The sequence below is a fragment of the Mesorhizobium sp. M5C.F.Ca.ET.164.01.1.1 genome, from assembly GCF_004792125.1.
In the GTDB taxonomy this organism is placed as follows: domain Bacteria; phylum Pseudomonadota; class Alphaproteobacteria; order Rhizobiales; family Rhizobiaceae; genus Mesorhizobium; species Mesorhizobium wenxiniae.
Window position 1 is genome coordinate 204,034 of record NZ_SRTG01000007.1, and the last position, 14,594, is coordinate 218,627.

At 61.4% G+C, this 14,594-nt stretch carries 13 protein-coding genes and 1 pseudogene; 11 read left to right on the top strand and 3 right to left on the bottom strand.

The annotated features are described in order from the left end of the window. Positions 1 to 119 precede the first annotated feature (119 nt). The 3 genes from EN807_RS27985 to EN807_RS27995 are packed head-to-tail and all read right to left on the bottom strand — an operon-like array spanning position 120 to position 2,580. On the bottom strand, positions 120 to 1,337 hold the full coding sequence (locus tag EN807_RS27985; RefSeq protein WP_135937528.1) for a GNAT family N-acetyltransferase: 1,218 nt from the start codon (positions 1,335 to 1,337) through the stop codon (positions 120 to 122). A gap of 42 nt (positions 1,338 to 1,379) precedes the next feature. After that, positions 1,380 to 2,108: a glycerophosphodiester phosphodiesterase gene (locus EN807_RS27990; protein WP_127314924.1), complete on the bottom strand. Its 729-nt coding sequence runs from the start codon at positions 2,106 to 2,108 to the stop codon at positions 1,380 to 1,382. A gap of 7 nt (positions 2,109 to 2,115) precedes the next feature. Continuing rightward, positions 2,116 to 2,580, bottom strand: a complete 465-nt coding sequence (locus EN807_RS27995; protein ID WP_135937529.1) for a RidA family protein — start codon at positions 2,578 to 2,580, stop codon at positions 2,116 to 2,118. Positions 2,581 to 2,717: 137 nt separating this feature from the next. Between EN807_RS27995 and EN807_RS28000 the strand changes: the two genes are divergently transcribed. The 11 genes and pseudogenes from EN807_RS28000 to bamA all read left to right on the top strand — a co-directional run bounded on the left by EN807_RS28000 (position 2,718) and on the right by bamA (position 14,567). After that, positions 2,718 to 3,548: a cell envelope integrity EipB family protein gene (locus tag EN807_RS28000; RefSeq protein ID WP_029352783.1), complete on the top strand. Its 831-nt coding sequence runs from the start codon at positions 2,718 to 2,720 to the stop codon at positions 3,546 to 3,548. Between the two features lie 209 nt (positions 3,549 to 3,757). Next, positions 3,758 to 5,056 carry a hypothetical protein gene (locus tag EN807_RS28005; protein WP_135937530.1) on the top strand — a complete coding sequence of 433 codons (1,299 nt, stop codon included), beginning with the start codon at positions 3,758 to 3,760 and terminating at the stop codon, positions 5,054 to 5,056. 72 nt (positions 5,057 to 5,128) lie between these two features. Further along, positions 5,129 to 5,407 (top strand): DUF4031 domain-containing protein, encoded by a 279-nt coding sequence (locus tag EN807_RS28010; RefSeq protein ID WP_029352779.1) that lies wholly within the window; start codon positions 5,129 to 5,131, stop codon positions 5,405 to 5,407. Positions 5,408 to 5,611: 204 nt separating this feature from the next. Then, the gene (gene rpsB / locus EN807_RS28015) at positions 5,612 to 6,409 is read left to right on the top strand and encodes a 30S ribosomal protein S2 (RefSeq protein ID WP_077384079.1); all 798 of its coding nucleotides are present in this window, start codon (positions 5,612 to 5,614) and stop codon (positions 6,407 to 6,409) included. A 117-nt stretch (positions 6,410 to 6,526) separates the two neighbouring features. After that, positions 6,527 to 7,450, top strand: a complete 924-nt coding sequence (gene tsf, locus EN807_RS28020; protein ID WP_135937531.1) for a translation elongation factor Ts — start codon at positions 6,527 to 6,529, stop codon at positions 7,448 to 7,450. A gap of 298 nt (positions 7,451 to 7,748) precedes the next feature. Beyond that, on the top strand, positions 7,749 to 8,471 hold the full coding sequence (gene pyrH, locus EN807_RS28025; RefSeq protein ID WP_029352773.1) for a UMP kinase: 723 nt from the start codon (positions 7,749 to 7,751) through the stop codon (positions 8,469 to 8,471). Positions 8,472 to 8,594: 123 nt separating this feature from the next. Further along, a complete protein-coding gene (gene frr, locus EN807_RS28030; protein ID WP_077384157.1) occupies positions 8,595 to 9,149 on the top strand; it encodes a ribosome recycling factor in 555 nt (184 codons plus the stop codon). A 17-nt stretch (positions 9,150 to 9,166) separates the two neighbouring features. Then, a pseudogene (locus EN807_RS28035) lies at positions 9,167 to 9,910 on the top strand (isoprenyl transferase); the annotation flags it as partial. Next, the gene (locus EN807_RS28040) at positions 9,907 to 10,737 is read left to right on the top strand and encodes a phosphatidate cytidylyltransferase (protein ID WP_135937532.1); all 831 of its coding nucleotides are present in this window, start codon (positions 9,907 to 9,909) and stop codon (positions 10,735 to 10,737) included. The pseudogene EN807_RS28035 and the gene EN807_RS28040, both read left to right, overlap by 4 nt. A 115-nt stretch (positions 10,738 to 10,852) precedes the next feature. Next, the gene (gene rseP / locus EN807_RS28045; RefSeq protein WP_135937533.1) at positions 10,853 to 11,995 is read left to right on the top strand and encodes an RIP metalloprotease RseP; all 1,143 of its coding nucleotides are present in this window, start codon (positions 10,853 to 10,855) and stop codon (positions 11,993 to 11,995) included. Between the two features lie 217 nt (positions 11,996 to 12,212). Beyond that, on the top strand, positions 12,213 to 14,567 hold the full coding sequence (gene bamA / locus EN807_RS28050) for an outer membrane protein assembly factor BamA (RefSeq protein ID WP_135937534.1): 2,355 nt from the start codon (positions 12,213 to 12,215) through the stop codon (positions 14,565 to 14,567). Positions 14,568 to 14,594: the final 27 nt, after the last annotated feature.

The window sequence follows — 14,594 nt, forward strand, 5'->3', positions numbered from 1 at the left end:
GGATTGTGCCTTGCTCTACCGTATCAAACCCGAAAATCGGAATCGATTTTCGGAAAGTACGATGCGGAGATTCAAAGTATTAGAGCATGCTTTGTGCGTCCAATTGGACGCACGTCGCCCTAATCGTCCGCCATATCCTTGCGGAACGGCGTGTGCTCTTCAAGATAGTCGCCCATTCGCTCCACTTCGCGCCGCTCGCGCCTGAGATAGTCGGCGACCGCGTTGCGCAAGCCGGGATGCGCGATGTAATGCGCCGAATGCATGGTCACCGGCCTATAGCCGCGCGCCAGCTTGTGCTCGCCTTGCGCGCCGGCTTCGACCACTTTCAGCTTACGGTCGATCGCGAAGTCGATCGCCTGGTGATAGCAGACCTCGAAATGCAGGAACGGATGGTCTTCGATGCAGCCCCAGTTGCGGCCGTAGAGCGCATCGGAACCGATGAAATTGATAGCGCCGGCAATGTAGCGTCCATTGCGCTTGGCCATCACCAGCAGGATGTCGTCGGCCATGCGCTCGCCGATCATCGAGAAAAACTCGCGGTTGAGGTAGGGCCGCCCCCATTTCCTGCTGCCGGTATCCATGTAGAAGGCAAAGAAGTCGTCCCAGATCCTTTCGGTGAGATCCCTGCCGGTCAGCCAGTCGATCGAGATGCCGTGGGCGAGCGCCTCGCGCCGCTCCTTCTTCATGGCCTTGCGCTTGCGCGACGCCAGAGTGGCGAGAAAATCGTCGTAGGTCGAAAAACCTTCGTTGAAGAAGTGGAACTGCTGGTCGGTGCGGTGCAGGAAACCCGCCGCTTCCAGAGCCCCGACATCCTTCTGCTGCGCGAAGGTTACGTGCGCCGAAGAAATGCCGAGCTTGTCCGTCACCGCCTTCAGGCCTGCTGCCAAGCCGGCTTTAACGGCGCGACTGTCCTCGCCCTTGTTGACCAGCAGGCGAGGACCGGTGACCGGCGTGAACGGCACGGCGCATTGCAGTTTTGGGTAGTAACGCCCGCCGGCGCGCTCGAACGCGTCGGACCAGCCGTGATCGAAAACATACTCGCCCTGGCTGTGCGATTTCAGGTAGCAGGGAACGGCACCGAGCAGTTTTCCCTGCGCTGTCTCCAGCCTGAGATGATGGCCCTGCCAGCCGGTGCGCTGCACGGCGCAGCCCGAATCCTCAAGCGCGCTCAAAAAAGCGAACGAAACGAGGGGGTTGTAGCCGTTTTCTGTATCGGCGCGTGCGGTACCGCCGAGGCCATCCCATTCCGCGCAGGTGAAGGCTCCGATGCCGGAGGCAACCCGGATCGCATACGCTCCATTCGCCGTTTGCCCGTCGCCTTCATCGCCTTCATCCATGAGGCTTATTTAAGCTCCGTGCCGGTCCATGCAAGCTCGGTCTCAAGCGACCTGTACAAGATCGGGTTCGAATCCTTCGAAAGTCATTTGGTCGGCATATCTAAAGGTTAGGTCGACCGCCGGTTGGTCGAGCACGGTCCAGGTGATGACCGGCATTTTGAGCCTTTCGCGCACGAAACTGACAAACCGGTTCGGCAGGTCACCGGCGGCGTAGGAGGTGAAGGCGATGTCGTGCGCCAGCATGGCGAAATGCGCCTCGATCAGCTTGTCGTCCTTGCCATAGGCGGTCAGCCCGCCCGGAATGCCGGGCGCGTGTTTCGGGAAATCGCGGATCAGCCAGTGGTCGAACGACATGATCGCCGCCTTGCCCTTGTATCGCTTGAGCATCTTGCCGACGCTTTCCACCAGCCCTTCGTCCCGGCCGGGAACCCCTTTCAGCTCCACGACCATCGGCACACGACCATCGACCAGGTCGAGTGCCTGCTGCAGAGTCGGCAGATGGTCTGTTGTGCCGCCAACCCTGAGTGCCGTCATCTCCGCCGCTGTTCGCTGCCAGACGAAGCCATCCTGGCCGGTCAGCCGCTTCAGATCGCCATCGTGAATGACGACCGGGATGCGATCAGACGACAGATGCACGTCGCATTCGATCGCATAGCCGCGTTCAGCTGCCGCGGCAAAGGCGGAAAGCGTGTTCTCCCACCGCGTCTTGTTCATGTCGTGGAGGCCGCGATGGGCAACGGGTCGGGCGGTCAGCCAGGAAAGATCGGTCATGACTGGCTCATTCGACTTCGAAGATGGCTTCGATTTCCACTGCGGCATTAAGCGGCAGGGAGGCGGCGCCGACGGCGGAGCGGGCATGTTTGCCGTGATCGCCGAGCACTGCAACCAGAAAATCCGAGGCGCCGTTGGCAACCAGGTGCTGTTCGACAAAATCCGGCGCCGAGGCGACGAAGACGGTGATCTTCACCAGGCGGCGGATTTTCTCGAGATCGCCAAGGGCTGCCTTGGCCTGCGCCAATATGTTGATTGCGCAGTATTTTGCCGCTTCCTTGCCGCCTGCGGTGCCGACATCGCGGCCGAGCAGCCCGCTCGCCTGCAGCTTGCCCTCGCTGAGCGGCAGCTGCCCGGCGGTGAACAGCAGATTGCCTGACCTGGAATAGGGCACGTAGTTGGCGGCGGGCGCGGCGGCGACCGGAAGCGTCACGCCGAGATCGCTTAGCCGCTTTTCGATTGTTTCACTCATGGTATTTCCCTATTGCTTGATGAGGCCGGGCAGGCCGGGCCGAAATTGCTATTTTTGCCTCGCTTCCGCCACGACTTTTTTTAAGCTGGACCCTCTTTCCTGCGGCCTGCCATCAGGCGCGATGATCGGAGCCCCTCATGCGCGCAACACGCCTCGCATTCCACGCTGTCCTGCTGCCAGCGGTGTTCTCGATGGCGCCGGCTTTTGCCGTACCGGCGCTGCAGGCGCATCGCGCGGTTTATGATCTGAGCCTAGACAAAGCCTCCGATCGCTCCGGTATTACCGGCATTTCCGGCCGCATGGTCTATGAGTTCAACGGCTCACCTTGCGAAGGCTACACGGTGAAGTTCCGCTTCGTCACCCAGATTGCCACCAACGACAATGCAACAAAGCTGACCGACCAGCAGACGACCACTTTCGAGGACGCCGAAGGCAAGACGTTCTCGTTCGTGACAAAATCCTTCGTCGACCAGAACCTCGACAAGGAGGTCAAGGGCACCGCGACGAAGGAGACGAAGGGCCTCAAGGTCGACATCGACAAGCCGGAGAAGAGCAGCCTCGAACTCGCCGCCACCCAGTTTCCGACCCAGCATCTGGCCGAACTGATCGACAAGGCCGAAAAGGGCGAAAATTTCTACGAAACCAACCTGTTCGACGGCTCGGAAGATGCCGACAAGGTGATGACCACCACCGTTGTCGTCGGCAAGAAAGCCGATGCCGACAAGGCTGATCCGGAAGCGCCGGCACTGGCGAAACTCGCCACCGACAAATACTGGCCAGTCGACATCGCCTATTTCGATGGCACCGACAAGTCAGGCGAGGAGGTGCCGGAGTACCGGATCAGCTTCAAGCTGCATGATAACGGCATCACGCGCGACCTCGTCATGGACTATGGCGAGTTCTCGATGACCGGCAAGCTGGTCAATCTGTCGTTGTTCGATCAGTCGAAAGCCTGTCCGCCCAAATAGGCTTCAGGTAACCACGCCCGCAAGGTGGCGCCTACAGCGCCGCGCGTTCTTGCGCGTTCTTGGACGTGCAAAAGGACGCTGTAGCACTTTGATTTTGCGCATGATCATTCCCGAAAATCGATTCCGATTTTTTGGGGTCATGCGCCATGACTTGAACACGCCGCAATTGCATCTCAACTTCTACGCCGATGGGTCGATCGGGGGGTGGGTTGAGCAGAATCGATGTGTTCGTGGCGCCGAGGCCCAATCCGGCGCTGATCAGGATCATGACTGTAGTCAACCGGGTTGTCATGCTGCATGGCATTCCCGGGGTTCGCGACCTGTTGCCGTTCAACCGCCTGGCCGGATTGCGCGGCGTCGCCAATATCCGTCATATCGACTTTCCCGACGACGACCGGCAGCGACTGAAGGCCTGTTGCGGCGCCGGCAAGGCGACGTTCATCACGCCCAACCATCCGGAATTCTTTACCGACTGGATGATCGACAAGGAGATCGTCTCGCAGGTCAGTCCGCTCGCGGCATCCTGGGCCACGCATGGCGTCGTCAACGGCCTCGGCCGGATCATGCAGAAATTCTGGCTGGCCAACAATCTGATCGCCCAGATTCCCGGCAACAGTGGGGCCGCCAAGGAATACTCGATCGCCTGGGCGCTGAAAGGGCATGGTGTTCTCTTGCATCCCGAAGGCGGCGTCGGCTGGCATGCAAATGTCGTCGGTTCGCTCCTTCCGGGGGCGGTCGAGATGGGGTTCGAAGCGCTCAAGCGCGGTCGCACCACGGATCAGGATTGTAGGATTTGGATCGCGCCGGTTGTCTGGAAGCTCGCCTTCATCAAAAATGTCGAGCCGGCGCTGGCGCAGGAATGCGCGTATGTCGAGAAGAGCCTGAAGATCGAACGCCGTGCCGCCGATACGCTGCCGGAGCGTGTCCACCATGTCTATGCGACGTTGCTGTCGCGCGATGAGATTGCCTGTGGTATGGCGCCCGACGAACGGGCTTCGTATGCAGCGCGTCAGACGCAACTGCTGCTCGAATTGAGCCGGCGCCTGGGGGAGGGCATTTCGTTCGATCCCGGCGCCAACGAGATCGCCGAGCTTTTGCGCCGGTCGCGCCGCTGGCTGCGGGAAAACAGCGGCGACGCTGAGAGACAAAAACAGGTCCGCACGCTGGCGGACACGATCCAGCGTCTCCAGCGCGTCGGACCGTGGGCCTCAGTGAACTCGCGCATCACGCAAGAGGAGATCGCCGAGCATCTGAAGCGCGTCCGCAACGACTATTGCAAGGGCACGCTGCGCGATACGATCAACCGCTTCGTGCCGCAGCCGGCCGGGCCGCGCTGCGCGCATATCCGGGTGCCGGAACCGTTGGGATTGCACGCCTTTCCGGGCTCGATCGACGATGCGCTCGCCGAACTGCACAGCCGTATGCAGGCGGCTGTCACCACGTCAGTAGCCGAACTCGAAGCCGCGGGCGGCTTCATTTTCTATCCGAATCCCTTCTATCATCGCTAACGTTTGGATCTTGGCCCCAGGTGAACTGCGGCTCCGCTGGTCGGCGCAAGATGAAGGAGTGCGGCAAACCTCATGGCGGTGTATGTCGACGCGGCGATCTGGAAATGGGTCGGCCACCGCTGGTGTCATCTGCTGGCCGACGACACCGACGAGCTGCATCGTTTTGCAGCACAGCTCGGCGTCAAGCGCTCGTCCTATCAGGGGCCGCCGAAGACATCGGCGCCGCATTATGACATAACCGGCTTCGAGCGCGACCGCGCGGTGCGGCTGGGCGCCATCGAATGCAGCCGCGAAGAGATCGTTGCTGTTTTCCGGCGTGTCCGCGTGCCGAAGGGGAAGATACGACCATAGCCGGGTGCGCTGATCGCCGCACGCTGACCCGCAAGACACTGCAGCGCTTGCGTTTGCCGCACAACCCCTCTATATGCGCGCTCATTCCACACACGGACTTTGGTATCTGCCCGGGAGAAATCCGGCTGAAACCTCCGGTGGCGTTCGAGGCAAAGTCCAGAAATGCCTGTGTCCGTGGAGGCTAACCGGAAAGGATACTCAAGAATGGCTCTGCCTGATTTCAGCATGCGCCAGCTTTTGGAAGCTGGCATTCACTTCGGCCACCAGACTCACCGCTGGAACCCCAAGATGGCGCCCTATATCTATGGCGCCCGCAACAACATCCACATCATCGACCTCTCGCAGACGGTGCCGCTGCTGCACCAGGCGCTCAAGCAAGTTTCCGACACCGTCGCCAAGGGTGGCCGCGTGCTGTTCGTCGGCACCAAGCGCCAGGCGTCCGACATCGTCGCCGACGCCGCGCAGCGCTCGGCCCAGTACTATGTCAACTCCCGCTGGCTCGGCGGCATGATGACCAACTGGAAGACGATCTCGAATTCCATCCAGCGCCTGCGCAAGCTCGACGAGATGCTGGCTGGCGAGGCCCAGGGGCTCACCAAGAAGGAGCGCCTCAACCTCGATCGCGAGCGCGAGAAGCTCGACAAGGCGCTGGGCGGCATCAAGGACATGGGCTCGACGCCCGACCTGATGTTCGTGATCGACACCAACAAGGAAGCGATCGCCATCCTCGAGGCCAAGCGCCTCGGCATCCCCGTCGTCGCCATCATCGATTCCAACTGCGACCCGGACAAGATCGATTTCCCGATCCCCGGCAATGATGACGCGGCCCGCGCCATCCAGCTCTATTGCGATCTGATCGCCAAGGCTGCAATCGACGGCATTGCTCGCCAGCAGGGCGCGCTTGGCGTCGACGTTGGCGCTTTGGCCGAGGCCCCGATCGAGCCGGCACTCGAGCCGACGCCGACCGCCGAGACACCGGCTGCCCAGACACCGGAAGCGTAACAGGGAAGGCCGGTTTCGGCCTTCATCTTTCTCATATTCTGGCGCGCTAAGCGCTGGCGCCAGGCGCATCATCGAGGACCGGTGGTGCGTCGGTGCATTTTAAACAAAGAGGCGACAATGAGTATTTCGGCTGCACAGGTCAAAGAACTCCGCGACTTGACCGGCGCGGGCATGATGGACTGCAAGGCGGCGTTGAACGAGACCAACGGCAACATGGAAGAGGCCGTCGACTGGCTGCGCAAGAAGGGCATTTCCAAGGCCGACAAGAAGGCCGGCCGTACCGCGGCCGAAGGCCTGATCGGCGTCGATTCCGGTATCCGCGAGGCGGCGGTCGTCGAGGTCAATTCTGAGACCGACTTCGTTGCCCGCAACGCCGCCTTCCAGGAGATCGTCGCCAAGGTCGCCAAAGTCGCGCTCGCCTATGGCGGCAAGACCGAGGCCGTCGCAGCCGCCCCGTATCCGGGTTCCGACAAGTCGGTGGCCGACACCATCAAGGACGCTGTCGGCACAATCGGTGAGAATCTTGGCTTCCGCCGTTCGGCCAAGCTCACGGTCGAGCACGGCGCTGTCGCGACCTACGTCCACAATGCGGTTGCCGACGGCCTTGGCAAGCTCGGCGTACTGGTCGCCATCGAGACGACAGGCAACGCGCAGGCCGCCAACGCCTTTGCCCGTCAGGTCGCCATGCATGTCGCCGCCACCAACCCGATGGCGCTGACGACGGAGCAGCTCGATCCGGCCGCGGTCGAGCGCGAGAAGGCGATCTTCGCCGACCAGGCGCGCCAGTCCGGCAAGCCGGAGGCGATCATCGAGAAGATGGTCGAGGGCCGTCTGCGCAAGTTCCACGAAGAGGTCGTGCTGCTCAAGCAGGCTTTCGTGCTCAATCCCGACATCACCGTCGAGAAGGCGCTGCAGGATGCCGAGAAGGAAATCGGCGCACCGGCCAAGATCATTGCTTATCTGCGCTTCGCGCTCGGCGAGGGCATCGAGAAGGAAGAGACCGATTTTGCGGCGGAAGTCGCGGCGGCGGTCAAGAAGTAAACCGTACCCTATCTTTCTGAAAAGACTTTATGGCCGGGTGTCCGCGAGGATGCCCGGCGGATTTCTTGCGCGGTGCGGCCGGCGACAGGCCGGCTGGCTGTCTGCCGGATCTGCTCATGCCCGGATCTGCTCATGCAAGGTGCATTTGCCGGCGTAAGCTAAAGGCTGGAAGAGAGTTTTCCGGTTCGGGCGCCGCGTGACATCGCGGCGCCCTTCGTGTATCGGAACCCAATGCTTCGGGGCAGCGCCTGCGCGGCGGCAGCCCGCGGCGCGTCACACGCATGATAATGAGGACCAGATGACGGTGAAGCCCCTCTACCGACGTGTCTTGCTGAAAGCATCTGGCGAAGCGTTGATGGGCGAGCAGCATTTCGGCATCGACGTGTCGGTAGTCGATCGCATCGCCGCCGACATCGCCGAGGCCCGCGCCCTGGGCATCGAGGTCGGCATCGTCATCGGCGGCGGCAACATCTTTCGCGGCGTGGCGGTTGCGTCCAAGGGAGGTGACCGGGTCACCGGCGACCACATGGGCATGCTCGCCACCGTCATCAACTCGCTGGCGCTGCGCACTTCGCTGAATAAGATCGGCGTCGACGCGGTGGTGCTGTCGGCAATCGCCATGCCTGAGCTTTGCGAGAGCTTTTCGCAGCGCCAAGCGACCGCCTACATGAACCAGGGCAAGGTCGTCATTTTCGCCGGCGGCACCGGCAATCCTTTCTTCACCACCGATTCGGCCGCGGCGCTGCGCGCGGCGGAAATCGGCGCCGATGCGCTGTTCAAGGGTACCCAGGTCGACGGCGTCTATTCGGCAGATCCCAAGAAGGACCCGAATGCGACCCGCTTCGAGCGCATCAGCCATGGCGAAGTCATAAGACGCGGTCTTTCGATCATGGATACGGCCGCGATTGCACTTGCGCGCGAAAACAACATTCCGATAATCGTCTATTCGATCCACGAGAAGGGTGGTTTCGGTGATATTCTGAGGGGCGGCGGCCGTTGCACGGTCGTCACGGACGACTGATCGGGAGCCCGATCCCGAACCAAAGGTTTCCCGTAGGCGAAAAGCGGGAACCGGTTTTCGGATTGAGGCTTGAATACGGGGTTACCCTGAAGTGAACCCGGCTAACGGGTCGAGGAGACGATGATGAGTGGCGAATACGATGATCTCAAACGGCGCATGGACGGGGCGATCGCTGCGTTCAAGCACGATCTGGCTTCGCTGCGGACCGGCCGCGCTTCGAGCAACCTGCTCGACGCGATCCAGGTGCAGGCCTACGGCACCACCATGCCGATCAACCAGGTGGCAAACGTGTCGGTGCCGGAGCCGCGCATGATTTCGGTTTCGGTCTGGGACAAGTCGATGGTCGGTGCGGTCGATCGCGCCATCCGTGAATCCAATCTCGGTTTCAATCCGATCGTCGATGGCACCAATCTCAGAATTCCGCTGCCCGAACTTAACGAACAGCGCCGCAAGGAGCTGGTTAAGATCTCGCATGGCTATGCCGAGAATGCGCGCATCGCCGTGCGCCACGTGCGCCGGGACGGCATGGAGTTTCTCAAAAAGGCGGAAAAGGACGGCGATATCAGCGAGGACGATCATCGCAAGCGGTCCGACCAGGTCCAAAAGCTCACAGACGAGATGATCGGCACCATCGACCATCTGCTTTCCGATAAGGAAGCAGAAATCATGCAGGTTTAAGGGTAGGTGACCGACCCGAAAGCGAGACTATGACAAGCCCCGCGCATGTCGCGATCATCATGGACGGAAACGGACGCTGGGCCAAGGCGCGTGGCTTGCCACGGCTTGCTGGGCATCGTGCCGGCGTCGAGGCGCTGCGCAACACGGTGCGCGCCGCTCCTGGGCTCGGCATCTCGTTCCTGACCGTCTACGCCTTCTCGTCGGAAAACTGGTCGCGGCCGAAGTCCGAAGTCAGCGACCTGATGGGCCTGTTGAAAATCTTCATTCGCCGCGATCTCGCCGAACTGCACCAAAACGGCGTGCGGGTCAGGATCATCGGCGACAGGGCAGGGCTGGAGCCTGACATCAGGACCCTGCTTGAAGAGGCCGAAACCCTGACCGTCCGCAACGACGCGCTGACCCTGGTCATCGCTTTCAACTATGGCGGACGCGACGAGATCGTGCGCACAGCGCGCAAGCTTGCCTCGGCGGTGGCGCGCGGCGAGCTCGACAGCGAGGCGATCACGGCCGAATCCTTTGCCGGCTCTCTCGACACCCAGGGTATTCCGGATCCGGAACTGGTCATCCGTACCAGCGGCGAGCTCAGGCTGTCGAATTTCCTTCTGTGGCAAGCGGCCTATAGCGAGCTTGTCTTCCTGCCTTGCTACTGGCCTGATTTCAGCCGCGAGCATTTGGCCGACGCATTGCGCGACTTTGCCAGTCGCGAGCGCCGTTTCGGCGGTCTGGGCGCTCAAGACGTCGCCGTGACGGCCAAGGGATGAGCAATCTCCAGCTTCGCGTCATTTCTGCCGTCGTGCTTGCGGTCGTCACACTCAGCCTGACCTGGCTCGGCGGACTGCCCTTCCGGTTGCTTTGCGCGGCCATGACGATCCTGATCTTCTACGAATGGTCGCGAATGTGCCGCCCGGTCGCCGCCACGGGTCTTGGTTTTCTGCCGGAAGCGCTGCTTCTGGTTTTCGTCGGCGGTTTGGTCGCCGGCCTGCCTGCGTCATGGCTTCTGCTTCTTATGGCAGTGATGGTCGTTGTCACAGTGGTCGTGGGTTCGATGCGCCAGACTTCGATGCGCCAGGCGGGACAGTGGGACGCGTCCGGCCTTGCCTATGCCGCCATTTCCGGACTGTCACTTGCACTTTTGCGTGACGGCGATCATCCTGGTCTCGTCGCCATTCTCTTCCTGTTCGCGGTGGTTTGGGCGACCGACATATCAGCCTATTTTGTCGGCCGCGCTGTCGGCGGTCCGAAGCTTGCACCATCGATCTCGCCCGGCAAGACGCAGAGCGGGGCCCTCGGCGGCGCTGTCGGCGGCGTGGTTGCCGGGCTGCTTCTTGCGGCCGCGGCCGGAGCCGGCAATCTCGCAGTGCTCGGCGTCGTCGCGCTCGTGCTTTCGCTCGTCTCCCAGGCCGGCGATCTTTTCGAATCATGGGTGAAGCGCCGCCACAACCGCAAGGATTCGGGCACGCTGATACCGGGCCATGGCGGCGTCATGGACCGGGTCGACGGGCTTGTCGCGGCGGCTTTCGCCCTGTACGCCATCGGCTGGATTTCGGCGACCGCCGACCATCCAGCACAGGGGCTGTTTCCAGCTTGACCAGCATTGATTCCTGGCCTGGTTTCTTGACCTGCGCAGGATGCGCCATGGATTCGCCTGGATTGATGCCACAGTCGCGGTACGACCGTGCTGCGGACGAATTTGAGGACATGAGTTGAACGAGATTCTTCATGCGGTTTTCAGCACGGAAGGCTTTGTCCTCGGCACGCTGGTGCCGTTCCTGTTCGTGCTGACCGTAGTCGTGTTCGTCCACGAGATGGGTCATTATCTCGTCGGCCGCTGGTGCGGCATCGGCGTGAAAGTCTTTTCGATCGGCTTCGGCCCGGAACTCTTCGGCTTCAATGACAGCCATGGCACGCGCTGGAAACTCTGCGCCATACCACTCGGCGGCTACGTCAAATTCGTCGGCGACATGAACGCCACCTCGAGCCCGCCCAGCTCGGAGGAGATCGAAACGCTGACCGATGCCGAGCGCAAGATCGCGTTTCACACGCAGCCGGTCTGGAAGCGCGCCGCGACTGTGGTGGCCGGTCCGCTGTTCAATTTCCTGCTGACGATCGCCGTCTTCGCGGTGCTGTTTACCGCCTATGGCCGCCCTGTGATGGAGCCGATGGTGGCTGAAGTCACCGCCGACAGTCCGGCGGCGCAGGCCGGCATCCTGCCCGGGGACCGATTCGTCAGCGTCGACGGCAGCAAGGTCCAGACCTTCGCCGACGTCCAGCGCCGGGTCTCGGGCCGCGGCGGCGATGCCATCACCTTCGTCATGCTGCGCGACGGCAAGGAGATCACCGTTACGGCGACGCCGCGGTTGATGGAACAGGAGGACGCGCTGGGCAACAAGGTCAAGGTGGCCGTGATCGGCGTCGTCAACAACCAGGAATTCGGCCAACCCCGCCTGATCACCTACAGCCCGGCTGGCGCACTGGCTGCCGCGGTCGAGGAAACCGGCCACATCATCCAGGGTACCGGCCAGTTCCTGCAGCGTTTCGTCGTCGGTCGCGAAGACAAATGCCAGCTGGGCGGTCCAATCAAGATCGCAAAGATGTCGGGGCAGGCGGCAAGACTGGGCTTCGACTGGCTTGTGCAACTTGTTGCGCTGTTGTCGGTCGGGATCGGTATTCTCAACCTTTTGCCGATTCCGCCCCTCGACGGCGGCCATCTCCTGTTCTACGGCGTGGAGGCCGTCATTCGGCGACCGGTGTCGGAACGGATGATGGAGATGGGTTACAGGGCCGGCCTGCTTCTCGTCTTGGGCTTTATGGGGTTCGTTTTCTGGAACGACCTGTTTGGATGCTGAAATCATGAAGAAATTTGGCTTCGGCACAGCCAATGTTGAGACGCCGTTTACCATGCATGGGGATATGCGTGACGCGAAAGCCACGCAACAGGGTTAAGTAAATACAAATTAACCAGGAGCCTTGCGTGTAGGGAAAATCCGGTTAATACGGTAGGGGAAATTACCGCACGTCCGGTTTTCTCGCCGTGGGGACTTCGAGAAAAGGTACAAAAGCCCGATGAAGGCAGCATCCAAGTTTCTGAGCGCCGCGTCCGCGGTGGCCCTGTCCGCCGCCCTGGTCGTACCAGGTGCGCTCGCAGTGCAGTTCGTTGCCACATCGGCGGCCGAGGCCGCTGTTGTTTCAAGAGTTGAAGTCAGCGGCAATCAGCGTGTCGACGCCGAGACGATTCGCAACTACGTCACGATCAAGCCCGGCAAGCCCTTTTCCAGCTCCGATATTGACGATGCGGTCAAGGCGCTGTTCGGCACCGGGCTGTTCTCGGACGTCCAGATCAACCAGGTCGGTTCGTCGCTGGTCATCAAGGTTTCCGAATACCAGGTCGTGAACCAGGTGCTGTTCCAGGGCAACAAGAAGCTCAAGGACAACGCCCTTGCGGCCGCGGTCCAGTTGAAGCCGCGTGGAACGTTCTCGCAGCAGGCGCTCGATGCCGATGTCGAGGCGGTCAAGGCTGCCTACAGGCGTATCGGCCGCGACGACGCCGCCGTGACCACCCAGATCATGGATCTCGGCGACAACCGCGTGAACGTGGTCTTCAACATCAACGAAGGCGGCCGCACGCAGATCGCCGCGATCAATTTCGTCGGCAACAGTGCCTACTCGAGCCGTCGCCTGTCCGACGTCATCTCCACCAAGCGCTCGACCATCCTTTCGTTCGTGCTGCGCGACGACGTCTTTGACGAAGATAAGCTGCGCGCCGACGAGGAGCTGCTGCGCCGTTTTTATTACAATCACGGATATGCCGACTTCCAGGTGATTTCCGCGGTCGGCGAACTCGACGAAACCACCAACAAGTACACGGTGACCATCACCGTGCAGGAGGGCGACCGCTACACCTTCGGCGACGTCAGCGTCGAGAGCACGATTCCCGAGGTCGACGCTGCATCGCTGCAGTCGGCGGTCGAAACCCACAAGGGCGACGTCTACAACGCTGAGAACGTCGAAGACACCATCATTGCGTTGACCGAGAGGGTCGCCGGTTCCGGCTATCCCTTCGCCCAAGTGACGCCGCGCGGCGACCGCAATTTCGAGAACCACACCATTTCAGTGGTCTATACGATCGACCAGGGTACCAAGGCCTATGTCGAGCGCATCGAGATTCGCGGCAACGACCGGACACGCGACTATGTCATTCGCCGCGAATTTGACGTGAGTGAGGGCGATGCCTTCAACCAGGTTCTCATCCAGCGCGCGAAGAAGCGGCTGGAAGCGCTCGATTTTTTTGAAAAAGTCGAAGTTTCCACCGTTCCCGGCTCTGAGCCAGACCAGGTGGTGCTCGTGGTCGACGTGGTCGAAAAATCGACCGGCGAGTTCTCGATTGGCGCCGGCTATTCGACAGGCGGCGACACGTCAGGCCCGTCCGTCGAGGGATCGATCACCGAGCGCAACTTCCTCGGACGCGGCCAGTTCATCAAACTATCGGCGGGCGGCGGCAGGAATTCGCGCGACTACAGCTTCTCCTTCACCGAGCCCTATTTCCTCGGGCGGCGCATTGCCGCCGGTTTCGATATCTTCAACCGGACCAGGGAATACGACGACTATAAGAGCGAGACGCTAGGCGCGACAGTGCGCTTCGGCCTGCCGATCACCGACAACATCTCGACGCAGCTGGCGTACAATATCTCGCAGGAGAAGTATAAGCTCGACGATGACTGCGATCCAATGGCTGGCTGCGACATCTCTCAGGCTGTCCTAAACGGGATTGAGGAAAGCCCATGGCTCAAGTCGTCGGTCAGTCTCGCCCTGGTCTACAACACCATCGACGACATGAAGAACCCGCATGAAGGCATCTTCGCCAACGTCACCACGGAATTCGCCGGCCTCGGCGGCGACGCCAAATTCGTCAAGGTGACCGCGCGCGGCAGCGTCTACCAGACATTGTCGGAGCAGCTTGATCTGGTGGGGGTGATTTCGGGCGGGGCTGGCCATATCCAGGGCTTCGGCAACGACGACCTGCGCATCTTCGATCATTTCCAGAGCAGCGACCGCATGATCCGCGGCTTCGCCTATGGCGGCATCGGTCCGGCGGCCCCAGCACCCAGCGACGACCATCTCGGTGGCACCACCTATTTCAATGCCTCTGCGGAAGCCCAGTTCCCGATGCCGGTCATTCCGGAAAGCTTCGGCCTGCGCGGCGCGGTGTTCGCCGATGCGGCGACGCTCTATGGCAGCAAGATCGAAACTGCACTGGTCGATCAGTCGACGGTCGACATGCAGTGGCGCGCCTCTGTCGGCGTCGGTCTTATGTGGGCGTCGCCCTTTGGCCCGATCCGCATCGACTATGCGATTCCGGTCCTCAAGGAGGACACCGACGAGGTACAGGAATTCAACTTCGGTATATCGACCCGCTTCTGATCGGCGGGCAACGATGCTTCCGGGCCG

Coding starts and splice junctions, on each gene's coding strand:
- EN807_RS27985 (WP_135937528.1), bottom strand. CDS start 1,337: ATGGATGAAGGCGATGAAGGCGACGGGCAAACGGCGAATGGAGCGTAT.
- EN807_RS27990 (WP_127314924.1), bottom strand. CDS start 2,108: ATGACCGATCTTTCCTGGCTGACCGCCCGACCCGTTGCCCATCGCGGC.
- EN807_RS27995 (WP_135937529.1), bottom strand. CDS start 2,580: ATGAGTGAAACAATCGAAAAGCGGCTAAGCGATCTCGGCGTGACGCTT.
- EN807_RS28000 (WP_029352783.1), top strand. CDS start 2,718: ATGCGCGCAACACGCCTCGCATTCCACGCTGTCCTGCTGCCAGCGGTG.
- EN807_RS28010 (WP_029352779.1), top strand. CDS start 5,129: ATGGCGGTGTATGTCGACGCGGCGATCTGGAAATGGGTCGGCCACCGC.
- rpsB (WP_077384079.1), top strand. CDS start 5,612: ATGGCTCTGCCTGATTTCAGCATGCGCCAGCTTTTGGAAGCTGGCATT.
- tsf (WP_135937531.1), top strand. CDS start 6,527: ATGAGTATTTCGGCTGCACAGGTCAAAGAACTCCGCGACTTGACCGGC.
- pyrH (WP_029352773.1), top strand. CDS start 7,749: ATGACGGTGAAGCCCCTCTACCGACGTGTCTTGCTGAAAGCATCTGGC.
- frr (WP_077384157.1), top strand. CDS start 8,595: ATGAGTGGCGAATACGATGATCTCAAACGGCGCATGGACGGGGCGATC.
- EN807_RS28040 (WP_135937532.1), top strand. CDS start 9,907: ATGAGCAATCTCCAGCTTCGCGTCATTTCTGCCGTCGTGCTTGCGGTC.
- bamA (WP_135937534.1), top strand. CDS start 12,213: ATGAAGGCAGCATCCAAGTTTCTGAGCGCCGCGTCCGCGGTGGCCCTG.